The 22703-nt window shown below is 70.8% G+C and carries 6 protein-coding genes; 4 read left to right on the top strand and 2 right to left on the bottom strand.

The window, feature by feature from the left end; translation table 11 throughout:
- Positions 1–34 precede the first annotated feature (34 nt).
- Positions 35–1498, top strand: a complete 1464-nt coding sequence (locus NAM01S_RS14905) for a flavin-containing monooxygenase (RefSeq protein ID WP_067785394.1) — start codon at positions 35–37, stop codon at positions 1496–1498.
- Positions 1499–1665: 167 nt separating this feature from the next.
- Here NAM01S_RS14905 and NAM01S_RS14900 read toward each other — a convergent pair whose 3' ends face one another.
- Positions 1666–2058 carry an SCO5389 family protein gene (locus NAM01S_RS14900; RefSeq protein ID WP_067785391.1) on the bottom strand — a complete coding sequence of 131 codons (393 nt, stop codon included), beginning with the start codon at positions 2056–2058 and terminating at the stop codon, positions 1666–1668.
- 68 nt (positions 2059–2126) lie between these two features.
- Positions 2127–3191, bottom strand: coding sequence for a nitronate monooxygenase (locus NAM01S_RS14895; RefSeq protein WP_084482948.1), 1065 nt, complete (start codon positions 3189–3191; stop codon positions 2127–2129).
- Positions 3192–3472: 281 nt separating this feature from the next.
- Here NAM01S_RS14895 and NAM01S_RS14890 point away from each other — a divergent pair, with 281 nt between their 5' ends.
- The 3 genes from NAM01S_RS14890 to NAM01S_RS14880 all read left to right on the top strand — a co-directional run bounded on the left by NAM01S_RS14890 (position 3473) and on the right by NAM01S_RS14880 (position 22535).
- Entirely contained in the window at positions 3473–4276 is an 804-nt protein-coding gene (locus tag NAM01S_RS14890) for a M23 family metallopeptidase (RefSeq protein WP_067785388.1), read from the top strand.
- A gap of 291 nt (positions 4277–4567) precedes the next feature.
- Positions 4568–5551, top strand: coding sequence for a LuxR C-terminal-related transcriptional regulator (locus NAM01S_RS14885; protein WP_067785385.1), 984 nt, complete (start codon positions 4568–4570; stop codon positions 5549–5551).
- Positions 5552–5780: 229 nt separating this feature from the next.
- Positions 5781–22535 carry a non-ribosomal peptide synthetase gene (locus tag NAM01S_RS14880; protein ID WP_067785382.1) on the top strand — a complete coding sequence of 5585 codons (16755 nt, stop codon included), beginning with the start codon at positions 5781–5783 and terminating at the stop codon, positions 22533–22535.
- Positions 22536–22703 lie beyond the last annotated feature (168 nt).

The following is a 22703-nucleotide window of genomic DNA, read 5'->3' as shown; positions in this document are numbered from 1 at the left end:
CGGTGACGGACGTCGCCCGCTTTACGCTCGAACCATGTCAACGCCGTCCATCATCATCATCGGGGCCGGGTTCGCGGGGCTCGGCATGGCGCTCGAGCTGCGGCGCGCCGGGCTGGAGAATTTCACCATCCTGGAACGGGCCGCCGATCTCGGTGGGGTCTGGCGGGAGAACACCTATCCGGGCGCCGCCTGCGATGTGCCCTCACCGCTGTACTCGTGGTCCGCCGAGCCGAAATCCGATTGGCCGCGGCGCTTTTCCGAGCAGCGCGACATCCACGACTACATGCGTGGCGTCGCGCGCAAGCACGACCTTGCCCGCTACATCCGCTTCGGCACGGAGGTCACCGACGCCGAATTCGACGAGAGCACCGGCCGCTGGCGGGTCAGCACGGCCGACGGCGCGCAGCTCGACGCCGACATCCTCATCCCCGCGGTCGGCCAGCTGTCCAGGCCCGCGCTGCCGAACCTGCCCGGCATCGACACCTTCACCGGCGTGGCCTTCCACTCCGCCGAGTGGAACCACGACGTCGACCTGACCGGCAAGCGGGTGGCCTGCATCGGCACCGGAGCCAGTGCGATCCAATACATTCCGCGCATCCAGCCGAAGGTCGAGCACCTCACCCTCTTTCAGCGTTCGGCGGCCTGGGTGTTGCCCAAGCCGGATGTCGAGTACAGCGCGCTGCACCACGCACTGTTCAAGTACTTTCCGCCGAGTCGGTGGGCCGAGCGGTTCGCGATCTGGTCGTTCTTCGAGGTGCTCGCGCTCGCGCTGACCGACATCCCGGCCATCAAGTCCCCGGTGATCGCGCTGGCCGACCGGCACCGCGAAAAGCAGGTCCCCGACCCGGAATTGCGCGCGAAGCTGACCCCCGATTACGCGGCGGGCTGCAAGCGCGGCCTGTTCTCCAACGAGTACTTTCCGGCGCTGGCCCAGCCCAACGTCACGGTGGAGACGACGGCGATCGAGGCGGTCACGCCGACCGGCATCCGCACCGTGGACGGTGTCGAGCACCCGGTCGACGTGATCGTCTACGGCACCGGATTCAAGGGCACCGAGTTCCTCGCTCCGATGAACATCTACGGCCTCGGCGGCCGCAAGCTCGCCGATGTCTGGGGTGACGCGGGAGCCCGTGCCTACCTGGGCCTTTCGGTTCCGAACTTCCCGAATCTGTTCATGATGTACGGACCGAACACCAATGTCGGCTCGGGCTCGATCATCTACATGCTGGAATCGCAGGCCCGCTACATCCGGCAGGTGGTGGAGTACCTGGCCGAGCACCCTGGCCGCTTCCTCGCCGCCCGCGTGAACGTCGAACAGCAGTGGGACGACTGGCTGCAACGGCGGCTGAAGGACACCCCGTGGAACTTCTGCTCCAGCTGGTACCGCAACGCGGCGGGGCGCATCACCAACAACTGGCCGGGCGCCACGGTCCTCTATCGCTGGAAGACAAGGACTTTCGACCCGTCCGACTACGACGAGGCCCGCGTCGGCGTCTGAACGCGCGAAACGCCCCCGTTCGGTCGTCCTCCTGCACCGACCGAACGGGGGCGAATCTGCTTGCCCTACGGGCGCTGTCGGCCCCAACCGCCGACAGCCCCCGTGCGTGCCGAACGACTATACGTACGACCGCTGCGGCCGTGCGCCAGTGCATCCGGCGGAGCCCATCAGCAGTTGCGCAGCTCCGGGCTCTGGTTGAGTAGCTGAGCCCGTGGGCCGATGAAGGTGCGGTAGGTCTCGCCGCCGACCGCCGCGATCGGGAAGGCCGCCACCCGGTGGCAGTTCTGGAAGGCGAGCTTCACGCCGAAGTGCCGCTCCAGGCCGCCGCGGATGGCGTCCGAGGCCAGGGCGCGCAGCAGCTGGCCACGGGCCACCTCGTCCGGCGGCGGGACCACGTTGTCGGCGAATTCGGCCGTGCCCGACTTCAATTCACCGGCCACCCGGCTCACGACCTCCCAGGCGTAGGGCAGCGAGTTCCGGACACATTCGACGAATTCGGCGTCGTCGATTTCGCCACGCTCGGCGCGTTCGAGCAGTGCGGCGGGAACATCGAGAGACATGGCGCTCTCCTCCTTGGGAAGGGGTGGATGGCGGTGCGATGCCCCTGAAGTCTAATCGAAAGTGGTTGTCAACAATCCTGGATTCGCCGCGAAAGTGCCGAGTTCAGTGCGGTTTTCGTCGCCGCGGCCAGCTGGGCGACCAGTTCGCGGGCCGGTAGCTCCGGCGTCAGCGCTTGGGTTTGGCCAGCCCACAGGTTCACTTCCTCGGGGTTGCCCGCAGCCCGCGCCGCGGCCCGCAACGGCCCTGTCGCGTAGTGGATTTCCGGGTAGGCGGCGGGCGCCGTCGCGCTGTGTTCGTCCATGAACTCGTTGCGCAGGCCGCGGGCGCGCCGTCCGGTGAACGCGCGCGTCAGCATGGTCGACGCGGTGCTCGGCAGCGCGGCGCGATGCACCGGGTTGGTGCCGGCCTCGGGGCAGCGCAGGAAGACGGTGCCGAGCTGTGCGGCGGACGCGCCAGCGGCGAGCGCGGCGGCGATGCCCGAGCCGGTCGCGATGCCGCCCGCGGCGACGATCGGCAGGTCCACCGCGGCGGTGAGCAGTTGCAGCAGGGCCAGCAGGCCGAGCGGATCGGCGGCGTCGTCGGCCACCCGGTCGGCGAAGGTGGCGCGGTGCCCGCCCGCCTCGGCGCCCTGGGCGATCAGCACGTCGGCGCCCGCGGCCACCGCGATCTCGGCCTCGGCGACGGAGGTGACGGTCACCCAGACCTCCGAGCCCACCGCGTGCAGCCGGTTCACCTCGGCGGCGGCGGGGCACCCGAAGGTGCAGGTGACGACCGCGACCGGCGACTCGACGAGCAGATCCAGCTTGGCGTCCCAGTCGTCGGTGTCGTGCTTCGCCGCGCCGAGTTCGTATTGGGCGCCGAGTTCGGCGAGATAGTCGGCGTAGTCCGCGGGCGGAGTGGGCGGTCCGGGCGCGAAGAGGTTCACGCCGATCGGCGCATCCGTGAGGGTTCGAGTCGCGGCGATCCGGGCGGCGGTGTCTGCCGCGCTGAGATAACCGGCGGCAAGCACCCCGAGTCCGCCTGCTTCCGCGACCGCCGCCGTCAGCTCCGGAGTCGATGGCCCGCCCGCCATCGGAGCGAGCACGATCGGGACGCGCAATTCGTCGATGATCACGGTCCAAGTCTCGCCCATCGAGACCTGTGATCCAGCCCTCACCTGCGACTTCGCAATCGAAGGTTGCGGAATGGTCACGACAGGGTAGAGTTCCCGTCACAACGGATGCCGAAACGTTACAAACGTCGGTCACCGGGAAACCTGAGCCTCGGAAATCGCGGCCTCACGACTTCACCGGGATCTCGTTCGCAACGCGGCGGCCTTCGTTCGGAAATGTCGTCGGACGCTAGGACGAAGCATTGTCGCAGCACCGGGTAGGCCCCAGTTCCATTACCGTCGAAAGCCTCATTGGCGACGGCGTGACGGGTCGGCCGACGCGGCACCGCGCCGAGTCGTCGCAGGTCGAGCGGGTCCGCGCGGCCGCGGGCGCGGCCGTCGCCGCCGGTGCCCTGATCGGCGGTGTCGCCCAGATCGCTCCGGCCATCGCCAACGCCTCGCCGCTGGCGCCTTCGCGCGACGCCGACCAGGCCGCCGACGAGATCACCTTCACGGGCACCGCCGAGATTCAGAACGTCGCGGCGGCCAAGCAGGTCGCGGCGCCGGTCGCCGAGGTCGATGCCCCCGCGCCGCAGGCGACCCAGGTGGCCGCCCCCATCGCCGCCCCGTTCGGCTTCAACAACCTTCCGCCCGAGATCGCGGGCCCGCTCGCGCAGGTCGAGGACATCCTCAAGGGCGTGCAGCAGCAGGTCGCCCCCGCGCCCGCCGTCCGCCCGGTCGCCGGCGCGATCAGCTCCGGCTACGGCACCCGCTGGGGCCAGTTCCACTACGGCATCGACTTCGCCGACCAGCTCGGCGCGCCGATCCACTCGGTCAGCAACGGCACCGTCATCGAGGCGGGCCCGGCCTCCGGCTTCGGCCTGTGGGTGCGGGTGCTGCAGGACGACGGCACCACCGCCGTCTACGGCCACGTCAACGACATGTACGTGACCGAGGGCCAGCGGGTCCGCGCGGGTGACGTGATCGCCTCCGTCGGCAACCGCGGCCAGTCCACCGGCCCGCACCTGCACCTGGAGATCTGGGACCAGAGCGGCGCCAAGATCGACCCGCTGCCGTACCTCGCTTCCAAGGGCGTCCCGATGCACTGGGGCCCGTCCGCCCACTGACTTCCACTGTCCGCCAGTGCGACTCAGGCGTAGCTCCGCCTCCGCTGCGACCAACCGCGGGTTGATCCCGCTGTCGGCCGCGTCGGTCAGGCGTACGCTCGCCATCGCTGCGGCCGTGCGCGGGCTGACGACGGGCTGTCGTCCGGCAGCGCCCGCCTTCGCTCCGGCCGTGCGCGGACTGACGACGGATTGTCGTCCGGCAGCGCCGGTTAGGCGAACCCCCGCCTCCGCTGCGGCTATGCGCGGACTGAGGACGAACTGTCGTCCGGCAGCGCAAGTTAGGCTCGCCTTGTGACCGATCTGGGCGATATCTTCGAGCCGGGATCACCGCACGGGCGCACCTACGCCGTGCTGGTGCACCACCCCCGATCCGGCCTCGCCGATATCGCGCGCTATCTCGACGTGCCGCCGGAAGAGGCCGCCGCCACCCTCGAAGTCCTCTGCGCGATGCAGGCCGCAGTCCGGCTCGAGAACGCCGACGGCGAACCGGTCTGGGACGCGCACGCCCCGGAATCGTTGTCCGAGGCCGAGGCTCGGCGTCGCCAGCACGAGATCAACCAGATGCACGCCGCGGCAGCCCGTCTCAGCGAGACGTTCCGCTCGGTGCGACGTTCGCCGCGCGGCAATGGATCCGTGGTCCCGGTCTTCGAACGCCTGGAGATGCTGGCCGATTTCGAGGAGATGCAGACCTCGGCGCGCACTTCGGTCAAGATCATCGAACGCGGCCCCTACCTCAGCGACATCGAGCGCGAGAACCAGCAATACCTGTTGAAGCGGGCCAGGATCGGCGAGGGCATCCGCTACCAGACCCTCTACCAGGACACGATCTACCAGGACGCGGAACGACTACGGCACGCGCTGTCCACCAACGCAAGCGGCGCCCAAGCGCGCACGCTGCCCGAACCGCCGTTCAAACTGATCATCGTCGACGACGAGCGAGCGAACCTGGTGCTGCACGCCGACGAACGACGTCCCGACCCGATGGGTCTGCGCTTCACCGGATCTCCCGCGCTGCGCCTGCTGGTTCGCACCTTCGACGTGCTGTGGTCGCTGGCCGCGCCGATCTCGGTGAACCCGAGCGCCGACGAACTCGACGACCGCGACAAAGCGATCCTCACCCTCATGGGCCTCGGCGCCACCGACGACACGATCGCCCGCAGGCTCGGTATGTCCCGCCGCACGGTCGTCCGCCGCACCGCCCGTCTGCTCGAGCGCCTCGGCGCGAGCACCCGATTCCAGGCCGGTGTACAAGCTACCCGTCGCGGGTGGCTGTGAGCCGCCACAAGTGGGTGAAGGTAGCCTCGACCAGGAATGTAACGCGGCGCGAGCGTCAGCGATTGGTGTCATAACCGAGTAGATCAGACCGGTCGGCCTGTTGCGGCTGCCCGCCTACACTGATGTGATTGCTCGGACCGCGCCGACCCACGGCAGTTCAGGATGGGCGGGGACTGATCTGCTTTCGGTCGTGCGGTGATAGCTCGACGCGAGAGGTGAATACGCTCGAATGGAAACTGCCCGTCGCTCTACGCGTGGTAGTCGTCGCCGCAGGCCAGGTAGTCCACTGTTCGGGCAGTTGCTCACTGCCGCGGTGGAGTCCGCGGCCGATGAGGTGGCGGTGCGTTTCGACCCCGCCAACAACCCCGAGACCGCTGTCGAGTTGACCTACCGCCAGCTGGACGAGGACTCCTCGCGGCTGGCCAGAGAACTGATCGAGCGGGGCATCGGCCCCGGCGACGTGGTGGCCATCGGTATCGCGCGGTCCGTCGCGTCGGTGCTCTCGGTATGGGCCATCGCCAAGACCGGCGCGGCCTACGTCCCGGTGGATCCGAGCTTCCCGCCGGATCGCATCGCGCACATCGTCTCCGACTCAGGGGCCGCGCTCGGCCTGACCACCTCGGCGCATCGGCGGGCGCTCGGCACCGGCGTCTACTGGATCGAGCTGGACGACCCCGTGGTGGCCGAGCGCATCCTGAACAGGGAAGAGCGGCCCATCACCTATGCCGACCGGGTTCGCGCACTGGACGAGCGCCACCCGGCCTACATCATCTACACCTCGGGATCGACCGGTAAGCCGAAGGGCGTGGTCGTCACCCACTCCGGCCTCGCCGGTCTGTTGACCGAACGCGACCACTTCGGGTTCGACGGCGACGCCCGGATGCTGCACGTCGCCTCGCCGAACTTCGACGCGTCGGTGTTCGAGATGCTGCTGACCTTCTCGGCGGGCGCGACCCTGGTGATCGCGCCGCCGAAGGTGTTCGGTGGCGACGAGCTCACGGATCTGCTGCGCCGCGAAGGCGTCACGCACATGCTGATGACGCCCGGTGCGCTGCAATCGGTGGACCCCACCGGGCTCGACGACCTGCGCGTCGTGATCGTCGGCGGCGAGAAGGTCGGCCCGGAACTGATCGCCCGCTGGGCCGACGGAACGCGCGAGGTCTACAACGCCTACGGCCCGACAGAAGCCACCATCGTCGCCACCAGCAGCGCGCCGATGCACCCCGACCAGCCGATCACCATCGGCTCGGCCATCTCGGGGATGGGCGCGTTCGTGCTGGACAGCGGAATGCGTTTGGTGCCCGCCGGTGTCGTCGGTGAGCTGTACCTGTCCGGTCCCGCGCTGGCGCAGGGCTACCTGAACCGTCCCGGCCTCACCGCGGAACGCTTCGTGGCGAGCCCGTTCGGCGGCGAGTCCGATCCGGCCGGTTCCCGCCTGTACCGCACCGGTGACCTGGTGCGCCGCAGCGAGATCGACGGCACCATCGAGTACCTGGGCCGTTCGGACTTCCAGGTGAAGATCCGCGGCCTGCGTATCGAGCTCGGCGAGATCGACAACGCGCTGACCGCCCACCCGGATGTCGACTTCGCCGCGACGCTCGGCAGGCCGCTGCCCTCGGGCACGACCGCGCTGGTGTCGTACGTGCTCGCGCGGCCAGGCGCGACCGTGGACACCGACGCACTGACGGAATTCGTCGGCCGCTCGCTGCCCGGCTACATGGTGCCCGCGGTGATCATGGTGCTCGACGAGATCCCGCTGACGCCGGTCGGCAAGCTGGATCGAAACGCGCTGCCGGAGCCCGTGTTCGCGGTCAAGGAGTATCGCGCGCCCGCGACGAGGACCGAGGAGATCGTCGCCGAGGTGTTCGCGGCCCTGCTGCTGACGGACGACCCGGAGGCTCGCGTCGGCGCGGACGACGACTTCTTCGAGCTGGGCGGCAACTCGCTGCTCGCCGTCCAGGCCATCGCGCGGATCGGCACGGCCCTCGGTACGCGGGTGCCGATGCAGCTGCTCTTCGATGCCTCCACCGTGGCCGGGCTTGCCGCGCTGCTCGAGCAGCACGCCGGGTCGGCGCTCGGCCGGGCGCTGGAGCCGCAGCCGCGTCCGGAGCGGATCCCGCTGTCGTACGCCCAGCAGCGCATGTGGTTCCTGAATCGCTTCGATCCGGCGAGCGGGGTCAACAACATCCCGGTGGCCGTGCGGCTTTCGGGCGCGCTCGACGTGACCGCGCTCGGCGCGGCGGTCCGTGACCTGGTGGAGCGGCACGAGGTGCTGCGCACCGTCTACCCCGAACTCGACGGCGCCGGATACCAGCTCGTGCTGCCCGCCGACGACCCGCGCGCGCTGCCCGAGCTGGTCGCCGAACCCGCCACCGAGGCCGAGGTGTTCGACCTGGTCGCGGCGGCCGTGACCGAGGGCTTCGACGTGACGGCGGCGGCGCCGATCCGGCTGCGCCTGCTCGCGTTGAGCGCGACCGAGCACGTGCTGGTCTGCGTGGTGCACCACATCGCGGGTGACGGTTTCTCGATGGGCCCACTGACGCGTGACCTGATGACCGCCTACGCGGACCGTGTCGCGGGGCGCGCGCCGCAGCTCGCGCCGCTCGCGGTGCAGTACGCCGACTTCACGCTGTGGCAGCGCGAGGTACTCGGCGCGGAAGACGACCCGGAATCGGTGCTCGCCGAGCAGGTCGCGTTCTGGCGCGCCGAATTGGCAGGGCTGCCAGAGCAATTGGAGCTGCCCGCGGACCGTCCGCGTCCGTCGGTCGCCTCCTACCGCGGCGACGTGCTGCGCTTCGAGATCGATGCCGACCTGCACGCCGCGCTCGGCGGGGTGGCCCAGCGCCACCACGCGACGCTGTTCATGGTGGTGCACAGCGCGCTGGCGGTGCTGCTGGCCCGGCTGTCGGGCACCAGGGACATCGCGATCGGCACGCCGGTCGCGGGCCGCGGCGACGCCGCGCTCGACGATGTGATCGGCATGTTCGTCAACACGCTCGTGCTGCGCAGCGATGTCGACCCTGCCGCGACGGTCGACCAGCTGCTCGCCGCCGTCCGGCAGGGCGATCTCGCCGCGTTCGGGCACGCCGACCTGCCGTTCGAGCGGCTCGTCGAGCTGCTCGACCCCGTGCGCTCGGCGGCTCGGCACCCGCTGTTCCAGGTGATGCTGACGTTCCAGAATCTGGCGCGCACCGAACTGGAATTGCCCGGCCTGACCGTGTCCGGCGTGGACATGACGGTGCCGCTTGCCAAGTTCGACCTGCAACTCGCGATGGCCGAGCGGCTGGATCCGAACGGCGCGCCCGCCGGTATCTCGGCCGAGATCACTTACGCCACAGATCTTTTCGATCCGGCGACGGTGCGCGGGTTCGCCGACCGCTTCACCCTGATCCTGGCCGCGATCGCGGGCGATCCCACCGCCGTGATCGGCGACATCGACCTGCTCGCTCCGCAGGAGCGCGCCGCGGTGCTCACCGGCTGGAACGACACCGCGCGTCCGGTGCCCGCCGCCACCCTGGTCTCGCTGTTCGAGCGCCAGCGCGCCGCGAGGTCGTACGCGACCGCGCTGGTCTTCGAGGACGAGCGCCTGACCTACGCGGAGTTCGGCGCGCGCGTGCATCGCATGGCCCGGCTGCTGCTCGCCGCGGGTGTCGGCCCCGGTTCGCTTGTGGCGCTGGCGATCCGGCGCTCGACCGAGCTTGTCGTCGCGATGTACGCGGTGCTGGAGGCGGGCGCGGGCTATGTCCCGCTCGACCCGGACCAGCCCGCCGACCGCGTGGACTACGTCCTGGAGACGGCCCGTCCGGCCCTGGTCCTCACCACCCAGCGGGATGGTTTCGACACCTCTGCCGCGCCCGTGCTCGCGGTGGACGCGGTCGATCTCGGCCGCTACGAATCCGCGCCGATCTCGGATTTCGAACGGGCGCGCCCGATTCGGCCCGGCGACACCGCGTACGTCATCTTCACCTCGGGTTCCACCGGCCGCCCGAAGGGCGTGGCCGTCACGCACGCCGCGATCGTCAACCGCCTGCTGTGGATGCAGCACGAGTACCCGCTCGGCGCGGACGACGTGGTGTTGCAGAAGACTCCCGCGACGTTCGACGTGTCGGTGTGGGAGTTCTTCTGGCCCTTGCAGGTCGGTGCGCGACTGGTGGTCGCGAGGCCGGACGGCCATCGCGATCCGCTGTACCTGGCCGGTGTGATGCTCGAACAGCACGTCACCACAGCGCATTTCGTGCCTTCGATGCTTTCGGTGTTCGTCGCGACGCTGGCCGACGGTGCGCCGGTGCCGCCGCTGCGCCAGGTGTTCGCCTCCGGCGAGGCGCTGCCCGCGCCGACCGCGCAGCGTCTGCGTGAGCTGACCGGTGCGCGCCTGCACAACCTGTACGGCCCGACCGAGGCCGCGGTCGACGTCACCTACCACGAGGTGATCGACGCCGACGAGATCTCGGTGCCGATCGGCCGTCCGGTGTGGAACACCCAGCTGTACGTGCTGGATTCGCGTCTGCACCCGGTCGCTCCCGGTGTCGCGGGTGAGCTGTATCTGGCGGGTGATCAGCTGGCGCTCGGCTACCTGAACCGAAGCGACCTGACCGCCGACCGCTTCGTGGCGAATCCGTACGGCCCGCCCGCCTCGCGCATGTACCGCACCGGCGACTTGGTGACCTGGACCCTGAACGGTGAGCTGGAGTACCTGGGCCGCACCGACTTCCAGGTGAAGTTGCGCGGTCTGCGCATCGAGCTGGGCGAGATCGAGGCGGCGCTGCTCGCGCAGCCGGGCGTCGCGCAGTCGGTCGTCGTGCTGCGCACCGACCCGCACGCCGGTGATCAGCTGGTGGGTTACGTTGTGGCCGAGCCGGATTCGGCGCTCGAAGCCGAGGCCGTGCGCAAGGAGCTCGCTGGCGTGCTGCCCGGGTACATGGTGCCCGCGGCGCTGGTCGTGCTGGACGCCTTCCCGCTGAACCCCTCCGGCAAGCTGGACCGCAAGGCGCTGCCCGCGCCCGTGTTCGGCGGCGGTTCGGAGTTCCGCGCGCCGAGCACCCCCATCGAGCAGACCGTCGCCGAGGTGTTCGCCGCGCTGCTCGGCGCGAACGAGATCGGCCTTGACGACGACTTCTTCGCGCTCGGCGGCAATTCGCTGCTCGCCACCAGGGTGGTGGCCAGGCTGAACGCGGCGCTGGACGCCAACATCGAGGTGCGCGAACTGTTCGAGGCGCCGACAGTGGCGGCGCTCGCCGCACGCGTCGTACCCGGCGAGCCAGGCGACGCCCGGCCGCCGCTGGTGCCCGCCGTCCGCCCGGACCTGGTGCCGCTCTCGCTCGCCCAGCAGCGCATGTGGGTGATCAACCAGATCGACCCGGGTTCGGCCGCCTACAACATCCCGTTCGCCATCACGCTCGCGGGCAGGCTCGACGTGGCCGCGCTGCAACAGGCCGTGCTCGACGTGCTGGAGCGGCACGAGGCGCTGCGCACCCGCTACCCGGCGGCCGCGGCGGGCGATCTGCCGCACCAGGAGATCTCGACCGTGGCCGACACGCTGCCCGGCGGACTCGCGGTGGAGCAGCCGACCGACATCATGGGCCGCGTCGTCGAGCTCATGTCCAGCGGCTTCGACGTCACCGAGCGGCCGCCGGTGCGGATCGCGCTGCTCAACGGCGGCGTTCCGGACAAGCACCTGCTCGTCCTCGTCACGCACCACATCGCCGCCGACGGCGCCTCGCTCGCGCCGCTCGCCCGCGACCTGATGACCGCCTACGTCGCCCGTACCGAGGGCGAGGCGCCGGGCTGGGCGCCGCTGACCGTGCAGTACGCCGACTACGCGCTGTGGCAGCGCGAAGTCGTCGGCGTCGTGGAGGACGAGAACTCCGTCGCCGCACGGCAATTGGCGTACTGGTCGGAACAGCTCGCCGGTCTCACCGGCGCCGCGTCGCTACCGCAGGACCGTCCGCACCCGCCGGTGCCGTCGATGCGCGGCGCCTCGGTCGGCTTCCGGCTGCCCGCGGAGGTGCACGGCGAGCTCGCGCGCCTCGCGCGGGAGCAGAACTCCTCGCTTTTCATGGTGCTGCACGCCGTGCTCGCCGTGCTGCTCGCGCGCCTCACCGGCGACTCGGACGTCGCCATCGGTACCCCGATCGCCGGTCGCGGCGACCGCGCGCTCGACGACCTGGTCGGCATGTTCGTCAACACCCTGACGCTGCGCACCACCGTCGATCCCGACGCCACCTTCGCCGAACTGGTTCAGGCGGCGCGGGAGACGGATCTGACGGCGTTCGCCAACGCCGACATCCCGTTCGAGCGCGTCGTCGAGACCGTCGCGCCCGGCCGCGCCGGCACGAACAGCCCACTGTTCCAAGCGGTTCTGGCGTTCCAGAACCTGGAGCGGCCGACCCTCGAGCTGCCCGGTTTGACCGTCGGTGTGCTGGACTCGGAGTCGATCGCGGCGAAGTTCGACCTGCTGCTGAACGTCGAACCGCGCCACCGCGAGGACGGTTCGCCCGCCGAGCTCGCCGCCGTCTTCACCTACGCCATCGACATCTTCGACGAGGCGACCGTGCGCTCGTTCGCGCGCCGCCTCGCCATGGTGGCCAGCGCGGTCGCCGCCGACCCGCACCAGCGCGTCGGCGCGATCGACCTGCTCGAGCCCGTCGAGCGGGATCGGATGCGCCCCAACCGCATTCCGGTGTCGCGCGACATCACGCTGCCGCAGCTGCTGCGCACCGCGGTGCAGACCAACCCGGACGGCATCGCCGTGGTGGTCGCCGACGCCGCAGAGCGATACGCCCAACTCCGTTACGCCGACCTGGATCTGCGCTCGACGCTGCTGGCCAGGCTGCTCATCGACCGCGGCATCGGCCCGGACGACGTGGTGGCCGTTGGCATTCCGCGTTCGGTGGAGTCGGTGCTCGCGGTCTGGGCGGTGGCCAAGACCGGCGCCGCGTTCGTGCCGGTGGACACCAACTACCCGGCCGAACGCATCGGCCACATGGTCAAGGATTCGGGCGCGGTGCTCGGTCTGACGGTCTCCGACGCCCAGCGGGCACTGCCTGGTCTCGTCGAATGGCTGCTGCTCGACGACATCGAATTCGTCAGCGGGCTCGCGGTGTACTCGGCAAAGCCGATCGCCGACGCCGACCGGGTGCGGCCGCTGCGGCCCCAGCATCCGGCCTACGTCATCTACACCTCGGGCTCGACCGGCACACCCAAGGGCGTCGTCGTCACGCACGCCGGTCTCTCCGGCTTCTGCGACGAGCAGCGCGAACGCTATCGCGTGACGCCCAGTTCGCGCACGCTGCACTTCGCGTCCCCGTCCTTCGACGCCTCGGTGCTCGAGCTGCTGCTCGCGGTGGGCGGCGCCGCGACGATGGTGGTCGCCGCGCCGGAGGTCTATGGCGGCGCCGGTCTCGCGGAGCTGTTGCGCCGCGAGCGGGTGACGCACGCGTTCGTGACGCCCGCGGCGCTGGCGTCCATGGACCCGGCCGGTCTCGACGAACTGCGCGTCTTGATCACCGGCGGCGAGGCCTGCCCGCCGGAACTGGTGCGGCGCTGGGTGCTTCCGGTCGCGCACGGCATCCGGCAGTTCTTCAACGCCTACGGTCCGACCGAGGCGACGGTCATGACCAACGTGACGTCGTCGATGACGCCGGACCTGCCGGTGACCATCGGCGCGCCGATTCGCGGCATCGCCGCGTACGTGCTCGACGAGCGGTTGCGTCCGGTGCCGACCGGCGTGGCGGGCGAGCTGTACGTCTCGGGCGCGCAGCTGGCGCGCGGTTACGGCGGACAGTCCGGCCTGACGGCGAGCCGCTTCGTCGCGGATCCGTTCGCCGAGGGCGGCTCGCGCATGTACCGCACCGGCGACCTGGTCCGCTGGACGCCGCGTGGCGACCTGGAGTACCTGGGCCGCAACGACTTCCAGGTCAAGGTGCGCGGCTTCCGCATCGAGCTCGGCGAGATCGACGCGGTGCTCGCGGCGCACGACAGCGTCGACTTCGCGGTCACCGTCGGGCACGAACTCGACAGCGGCAGCACGATTCTCGCCTCCTACGTGCACGCCGCGCCCGGCGCGCTGGTGGACGTCGCGGCGCTGACCGCGTTCGCGGAGGAGACGCTGCCGCGCCACATGGTGCCGACGGCCATCACCGTCCTCGACGAGATCCCGCTGACACCGGCGGGCAAGCTGGACCGTCGCGCGCTGCCCGCACCGCAGTTGCAGGTCAAAAAATTCCGGGCGCCCAGCGGGCCGCTGGAGCAGCTCATCGCCGAATTGTTCGGCGAGGCACTCGGTTCCGAGGAGCCGATCGGCGCGGACGACGACTTCTTCGCGCTCGGCGGCAACTCGCTGATCGCCACCCAGGTGATGGCGCGGCTCGGCAGCGCGCTCGGCGGCCGGCTCGAGGTGCGTGAACTGTTCAACGCCTCGACCGTGGCCGGTCTGGCCGCGCGCCTGGCGCAGAGCCCGGGAGCCGCGCCCGCGCGACCCGCGCTGGTCGCCGGTCCTCGGCCGGAGCGGATTCCGCTCTCGCCCGCGCAGCGGCGCTACTGGTTCCTCAACCAGTTCGACACCGCCGCGTCGGCCGTCGACAACATCCCGCTGGCGGTCCGGCTGACCGGCCAACTCGACGTCGACGCGCTCGGCCAGGCGATCGCCGACGTGGTGGCGCGGCACGAGGTGCTGCGCACCACCTACCCCGGCTCGGACGAGGCGCCGCGCCAGCTCGTCCATCCGGCGTCGGAGCAGCCCGCCGAACTGGTCCCGATCGACATCACCGAGGGCGATCTCCAGTCCGCGGTCGTCGATTTCGCGTTGACCACCTTCGACGTGACGGCCGAGGTGCCGTTCGCCGTGACGCTGTTCCGGTTGGCTCCCACCGAGCACGTGCTCGCGATCGTGGTGCACCACGTCGCCGCCGACGGCGCATCGATGAACCCGCTGGCCCGCGACGTCATGACGGCCTACGCGGCCCGAGCGGCGGGCGCGGCGCCGAGCTTCGCGCCGCTGCCACTGCAATACGCCGACTACGCGCTGTGGCACGATGCGGTGCTCGGCTCCGAGAGCGACCCGGAATCCATTGCCGCCCAGCAGATCTCCTACTGGCGCACGGCGCTGGCCGGGCTGCCCGATCAGCTGGAGCTGCCCGCCGACCGGCCGCGCCCGCCGGTGCAGTCCTTCCGCGGCGCCACGCTGCGCACGGTGATCCCCGCGGACCGGCACGCCGCGCTACAGGAGCTGGCGCGGGCCAACCACGCCTCGCTGTTCATGGTGGTGCACGCGGCGCTCGCGGTATTGCTCGCGCGGCTCTCCGGCACCGACGACATCGCCGTCGGCACCCCGCTCGCGGGTCGCGGTGAGCGCGAACTCGACGACCTGATCGGCATGTTCGTCAACACGGTGGTGTTCCGCACCAAGGTGCGCCCCGGCGAGCGGTTCGCCGACCTGCTCACCGAGGTCCGCGAACGCGACCTGGAGGCGTTCGCCAACGCCGACGTGCCGTTCGAGCGCTTGGTCGAGGTGCTCAACCCGACGCGGTCGACGGCGCGCAATCCGCTGTTCCAGATCGGTCTTTCGTTCCAGAACCTCGCCGAGTCCACCTTCGAGCTGCCCGGTTTGACTGTCGGCGCGGTGGATTTCGACGCCAGGCTGGCCAAGACCGATCTCCAGCTGACGGTGACCGACCGCTACGCCGCGGACGGCACGCCCGCCGAGCTGGTCGCCGACTTCAGCTACGCCACCGACCTGTTCGACGAGGCCACCGTGCGCGGCTTCGCGGAGCGGTTCGAGCGCGTGCTGGACGCCGTGATCGCCGACGCCGCGGTGTCGGTGGGCGAGATCGATCTGCTCTCCGCCGAGGAGAGCGAGCGAATCCTGCGGTCCTGGAACGACACCGCGTACCCGGTGGACGCCGAGGCGACCCTGGTGTCGCTGCTCGACGCGACCGTTGCCGGTTCGCCGCAGGCCACCGCGCTCGTCGCCGACACCGGCGTGGGTCTGCTCGAGCTGACCTATGCCGAGTTGGACGCTCGGGTGAACCGGTTGGCGCGGTACTTGATCGGTCGTGGTGTGGGTCCGGAGGATCGGGTGGCGTTGGCCATTCGTCGTTCGGCGGATTTGGTGATCGCGATGTACGCGGTGGCCAAGGCCGGTGCGGCGTACGTGCCGATCGATCCGGGTCAGCCCGCAGAGCGCGTCGACTACATCCTGAACACCGCCGCTCCGCGCTGCGTGCTGACCACCGGGGCCGACGGCTTCGCCAGCCACGCCGCAGAGACGGTGTCGCTGGAGACGCTGGACCTCACGGCCTACTCGCCCGCGCCGATCGCGGCTGGTGAGCGCAATGGTGTTCTGGTTGCGGCGAATTCGGCGTATGTGATCTTCACGTCGGGTTCGACGGGGCAGCCCAAGGGTGTGGCGGTGCCGCACGCGGCGATCGTGAACCAGTTGTTGTGGAAGTCGGACGAGTTCGGTCTCGACAGTGAGAACGTGGTGTTGCTGAAGACTGCGGCGACGTTCGACTTGTCGGTGTGGGAGTTCTGGTCGGCGGCGGTCAGTGGTGGTCGTTTGGTGATCGCCACGGCCGACGGGCATCGCGATCCGGCGTACTTGAACGAGCTGATGCGTTCGACGGGTGTGACCACGTTGCATGTGGTTCCGTCGATGCTGGACGCGCTGCTCACCGAATCCGAAGGGCGGCTGCCCGAGTCGCTGCGGCGGGTGCTGGCGATCGGCGAGGCGCTGCCCGCCGCGCTGGCCCAGCGGGTCCGCGCGGGCGGCACCGAGCTGTTCAACCTGTACGGTCCGACCGAGGCGGCGGTGTCGATCACCAACCACCCGGTCACCGATGCCGACGCGGGCTCCGTCCCGATCGGCGTGCCGGAGTGGAACAGCCGCGTCTACGTGCTCGATGCCATGCTGCGCCCGGTACCCGCCGGTGTGCCGGGCGAGTTGTACTTGGCCGGTGCGCAATTGGCGCGCGGCTACTTCGCCCGCCCCGGCCTCACCGCCGACCGCTTCGTCGCCGATCCGATCGCCGCGGCGGTCACCGGCGAGGCGGGCGCGCGGATGTACCGCACGGGTGACCTGGTGGTCTGGAACGCCGACGGCGAACTGGAATACCGGGGCCGCACCGACTTCCAGGTGAAGGTCCGCGGTTTCCGCATCGAGCTCGGCGAAATCGATGCCGCGCTCACCGCGCAGCCGGGCGTCGACTTCGCGATCACCGTCGGCCGCGAAACCGGAGGACGCGCGACGACTCTCGTCTCCTACGTGGTGCCGGTCAAGGGCGCGCGGCTGGACCCCGACGCGCTCGTCGCGCAGCTGGGTCACCAGCTGCCGGATTACATGGTTCCCGCGGCCGTCGTCGTGCTCGACGAACTGCCGCTCACCTCGGTCGGCAAGGTGGACCGGTCGGCGCTGCCCGAACCGGTGCTGCCGACCCGCGAATACCGCGCGCCGCGCACGGCCGAGGAAGAGGTCATCGCGTCGGTCATCGGCGAGGTGCTCGGCATCGAGCGCGTCGGCGTCGACGACGACTTCTTCGCCCTCGGCGGCGACAGCGTCGTCTCCATCCAGGTGGTGGCGCGGGCGCGGGCCAAGGGCGTGCTGTTCACCCCGCGCCACGTCTTCGAGGCGCGTACCGTCGCGGCGCTCGCCGCGGTCGCCACCCCGGCCGTCACGGCCGCGGCGGAGCAGACCGGTGAGCTGCCGCTGACGCCGGAGGCCGCCCGCCTGCTCGCGGCGCGTCCGGACGGTATCGAGGTGCGCGCGATCGTGCTCGACGTGCCAGCGGACCGCCCGGTGCCCATGGTGCGCGCCGCGATCGACGCTGTGCTGCAACAGAACCCGATGCTCTGGGTGCGGCTGCGCCCGGCCGCCGACGGCGTCCCCGCCGCGTTCGACCTGCCCGCCGCGCCGACGCCGGACGACCAGCCGTTCTACCTGCTGGAGGACACCGCGGCCGCCGCCGTCCCGCTGGACGACGTGGTGCAGGCCGCCGCCGCGGCGCTCGACCCGACGCAGGGACGCAACATCCGGTTCGTCCGGATGGGTCCGGACACGGCCGCGCAGCTGGTCGTCGTCGCCAACGGGCTCGTGGTGGACGACCACTCGTGGCGCACCGTCATCGATCAGCTCACCGCCGGCTGGTCGCGGCACCGCCACGCCGCGCCCGAGGCGACCGAATCCGGTCTCGGCACCGTGCTGCGCGCCCTCGCCGCGAAGGCCGACGATCCGGCGATCGTCGCCGAATTGCCCTGGTGGCAGCGGACCTTGGCCGGTGTGACGACGGAACCGCCTGCGGGAGCTGATCTCTCGGTTCGCTCGCGTGTCTCGCTCACCATCACGTCCGAAGGCGCGGCGGCGGTGACGACGATGGCGCAGGCCTACCACGCCACCGTCTACGAGGTGCTGCTCACCGCGCTGGCCATCGCCCTGCGCACGGCGGGCAAGGAAACCCTCGCGCGCGCCGCGGGCCCGGTGGTCCGGCTCACCGCCGACGCACGCGATCGGGCGCACTCGGACCTGGTCGGCGGCTTCACCACCGACTACCCGCTGCCGCTGGAGCTGTCCGGCGTCGACATCTCCGACGCGCTGGTCGGCGGTCCGGCCGCCGGCGTCGCGCTCGGGCAGATCAAGGAGCTGCGCCGCTCGGTGCCGTCCGGCGGCGTCGGCTACGGCCTGCTGCGCCACCTCAACGGCGCGGCGGAACTGCCCGCCGCAGGCCTCGTCCGGCTGCGCTACCGAGACGTGCGCCCGGCGAAGATGCACACCGACGCAGGCGTCGAGGATCTGCTGCTCGACATCGTCGTGGAGGCGACCCGCGAAGGCCTGCGCGCCCGGTTCGACTTCGCCGCAGCGGTTTTCGCCGGTGACGACGTGAAACTCTTTGCCGAGCATTGGGTCCGAGCCCTCGGCGGTCTCGCCGAGCACGCCCTGCGCCCCGGTGCGGGCGGCTACACGCCGTCGGACTTCCCGCTGGTGCGACTCACCCAGTCCGATCTGGACCGGTTCGGCGGCGCGTACCCCGAAATGGGCGACGTCTGGCCGATGACGCCGTTGCAGTCGGGCATGCTGTTCCACGCGCAGTTCGCCGACGCCTCCATCGACGCGTACATGCTGCAGTTCGTCCTTGATCTCGACGGCAGGGTGAACGCGGAGCGGTTGCGCTCCGCCGCCAAGGCGCTGGTGGACCGGCACGCGAACCTGCGTGTCGCGTTCGCCGACACCGGCGACGGCCGCTCGGTGCAGGTGGTGCCGGATTCGGTGGAGGTGCCGTGGCGCCAGATCGCGCTGGACCACCTCGATCCGGCCGTCGCGGTGAGCGAGGCCGAGCGGATCAAGGCCGCCGACATGGCGCAGCACTTCGACATGCGCACCGCGCCGCTGCTGCGCTTCACGCTGCTGCGCACCGCGACCGAGCGGTTCCACCTGATCGTGACCAGCCACCACATCCTGCTCGACGGCTGGTCGGTGCCACTGCTGATGCGTGAGCTGCTGACCATCTACGCGCTCGGCGTCCGCTCCCGTCATCTGCCGAAGATCCGGCCGTACCGCGACTACCTGGAATGGCTTGTCGCGCAGGATCAGGACGCGGCGCGCGAGGCGTGGCGCTCGGCGCTGGCCGGCATCACCGAGCCGACCCCGCTGGTCGGCGCGGCGAACCGCGAGATCTCCGCGGGCATCGGCGAGGTCGACTTCGTCTTCTCGCCCGAGCAGACCGCGGCGCTGACCGGCGCGGCCGCGCGCGCGGGCGTCACGGTGAACACCGTGGTGCAGGCCGCGTGGGCACTGCTCATCGGCCGCGTCACCGACCGCGACGACGTTGTCTTCGGCGCGACCGTCTCCGGCAGGCCCGCCGAGCTGGACGGCGTCGAGACCATGGTCGGCCTGTTCCTCAACGCCATTCCGGTGCGGGTGCGCCTCGGCGCCACGCAGACGCTCGCCGAGCTGCTTCGCACGCTGCAGGACGAGCAGGCGGCGCTGCTCGACTACCACTACCTCGGCCTGAGCGAGATCCAGAACACCATCGGTGTGGACGGCCTCTTCGATTCGCTGGTGGTGTTCGAGTCCTACCCGGTGGACCGGGAGGGACTGCGCCGCGCCAGCGCGATCGACGGCATGAGCGTCAGCGGCGTGCACGTCGCCGACGGCACGCACTACCCGGTGTCGGTGATCGTCGCGCTCGGTGAGCAGCTGCACGTCGAGATCAAGTACCTGCGCGACCTGTTCGACGAGGCCGCCGCGCGGACCCTCGCCGACCGGCTCGCCGCCCTGATCGGCGCGTTCGTCGCCGAGCCGCGCGCACGGGTCGCCGAGATCGACGCGCTGCTCGGGCAGGAGCGCGCCGCGCTGACCGCCCGCAACGCCACCGAAGTGCCCGAGCTGCTTGACGATTCGACGCTGCTCTCGCTCTTCGACGCCCAGCTCGCCAAGACGCCGAACGCGACGGCGCTGATCTTCGGCAACACCAGGGTCAGCTACGCCGAGCTCGACGCCAGGTCGCGGCGGCTGGCGCGGGAGCTGTCCGCGCGCGGCGTCGGCCCGGAATCGCTTGTCGCCGTGGCCATGCGGCGCGGCATCGACCTTGTCGTCGCCATCTACGCCGTGCTGCGCGCGGGCGGCGCGTACGTGCCGGTCGACCCGGATCATCCGGTGGAGCGCAGCGAGTACGTGCTGGCGGGCGCGTCGCCGGTGTGCGTATTGACCACGGCGCGTACCGGTTTCGGCACGGCCACCGGTGTGCCGGTGGTCGCCGTCGACGCGCTCGAGTACTCCGCGAGCAACGTCGCGATCCCGGACGCGCCGGTGCGCGCCGACAACGTCGCCTACGTCATATACACCTCCGGCTCGACCGGTCGCCCGAAGGGCGTGGCGATCACGCACCGGCAGATGGCCAACCAGTTCCGCTGGGCACAGCGCACCTACCCGCACGACGGCTCCGACGTGGTGCTGCACAAGACACCGATCACCTTCGACATCTCGACGTGGGAGTTGTTCTGGCCCTTGCAGACCGGCGCCGCGGTGCTGATCGCCGAGCCCGACGGGCACCGCGACCCGGCTTACCTGGCACGGGTCATCGCCGAACATCGGGTCAGCACGGTGCATTTCGTGCCGTCCATGCTCGACGCGTTCCTCGACGGCGCCGACGAGCACGCCGACTTCCCCGCCCTGCGCCGGGTCTTCGCGGCCGGTGAGGCGCTCTCGGCGGAGACGGCCGAGGCCTTCGCCGCCGCACTGCCCGCCGCCGAGCTGGTGAACTGGTACGGACCCGCCGAGGCGACGGTCGTCACCGCGCATCCCGGTCACCCGGACGGCGGTTCCGCCGTGCCGATCGGTACGCCGGTGGCCAACACCACGGTGCACGTGCTCGACCGCCAGCTGCGCCCGGTGCCGCTCGGCGCGGCGGGCGAACTGTACGTCGCCGGTGTGCAATTGGCCCGCGGCTACCACGGTGCGCCCGGCCTCACCGCGGAGCGCTTCGTCGCGCACGAGGACGGCGAACGGCTCTACCGGACCGGCGACGTGGTGCGCTGGCGCCAGACCGGCGACGGTGCGGCGCTGGAATACCTGGGCCGCAGCGACTTCCAGGTCAAGCTGCGCGGTCAGCGCGTCGAGCTCGGCGAGATCGAGGCCGTGCTCGCCGATCACGACGAGGTGCGCCACGTCGCTGTCTCGCTGGTCCGGCTCGCCACGGGCGACCGTCTTGTCGCCTACGTGGTCCCGGTGCCCGGCTCGGCCGTGGACACCGAGGACCTGCTCGCGCACGCGCGCGCCGCGCTGCCCGCGTACATGGTCCCGTCGGCGATCGTGCCGCTCACGGCCATGCCGCTGAACGCGAGCGGCAAGCTGGATCGCCGGGCGCTGCCCGAGCCGCAGCTGGCCTCCCGCGACTACCGCGCACCGGCGACACCGATGGAGCAGGCCGTCGCCGCGGTCTTCGCCGAGGTGCTCGGCGTGGACACGGTGGGCGCCGACGACGACTTCTTCGACCTCGGCGGCAACTCGCTGGTCGCGACGCGCGCGGTCGGCAGGCTGCGCGGGCTGACCGGCGCCGAGGTGCGGGTGCAGTGGTTCTTCACCGACGCCACGGTCGCCGCGCTCGCCGCGAAGATCAGCACCGCGCAGGAGAACGGCGTCGACTACGCGGCCGATTCGGCCGCCGCCCTCGGCCCGCTGCTGCCGATCCGCGGCACCGGTACCGCGGAGCCGCTGTTCTGCTTCTATCCGATGGCCGGATTGTCGTGGAGCTACGCGGGCCTGGTGCCGTACGTGGATCGGTCGCGTCCGATCATCGGACTCCAGTCGCCCGCGCTCTCCGAGGACGACTACCTGCCCGAGTCGCTCGACGCGATGGCGGCGCGCTGCCTGGCCGAGATCCGCTCGGTCCAGCCGCAGGGCCCGTACCACCTGCTCGGCTGGTCGCTCGGCGGCATCCTGGCGCACGCGGTCGCGGTGCGGTTGCAGGCGGCGGGGGAGCGGGTCGCGCTGCTCGCCATGCTGGACAGCCACCACGACATCGGCGCCGCAGACTTCCGCGACGCGCTGCGCGGTGCGCTGGCCGAGATCGGCATCGGCGCCGAGGACCTGCTCGGCGGCGGTGACGTCCACGACCTCAGCGATGCCTCGCTCGCCGCGCTGCACGCCACCATCCCGCCGGAGCTGGCCGTGCTGACGCCGGACCGGCTGCGCCGCATCTACCGCAGCGCGGTCCGTTCGGCGGAGCTCATCGCCCAGCACCGGCCAGGCGTGTTCCGCGGCAGGCTGGAGTACTTCAGCGCGCGGATCCTCGGCGCGAATCTGGTGCACGGCATCGACCCGGAGACCTCGGCGAGCAAGTGGCAACCGTTCGTCGACGGCGTCGTCGCCGATCACCCGATCCGGACGACGCACGACGAGATGACCTCGCAGGCGGCGCTCGCCGAGATCGGACCGAGACTTTCGTCATTGCTCCCAGGGGCCGGAGACGATCACAATCCGGCTGGTCAGGCATGATGGGGCAACGGGTAGGTAACAATGCCCCCTGTTCCGACGACTACATAGGCCGTATGGTCGGGCGTGGCGCCAACGCGTGGACGCCCGGCGGCCAGGGGAAGCCCATCCGTGATCCCGATACGAAGTGAAGGTGCGAAATTGATACGTCGACAGAACCGGCGTCGTGGC

This window comes from Nocardia amikacinitolerans NBRC 108937 (genome assembly GCF_001612615.1).
Classification (GTDB): Bacteria; Actinomycetota; Actinomycetes; order Mycobacteriales; family Mycobacteriaceae; genus Nocardia; species Nocardia amikacinitolerans.
This window is presented reverse-complemented; position numbering and strand designations above follow the sequence as displayed.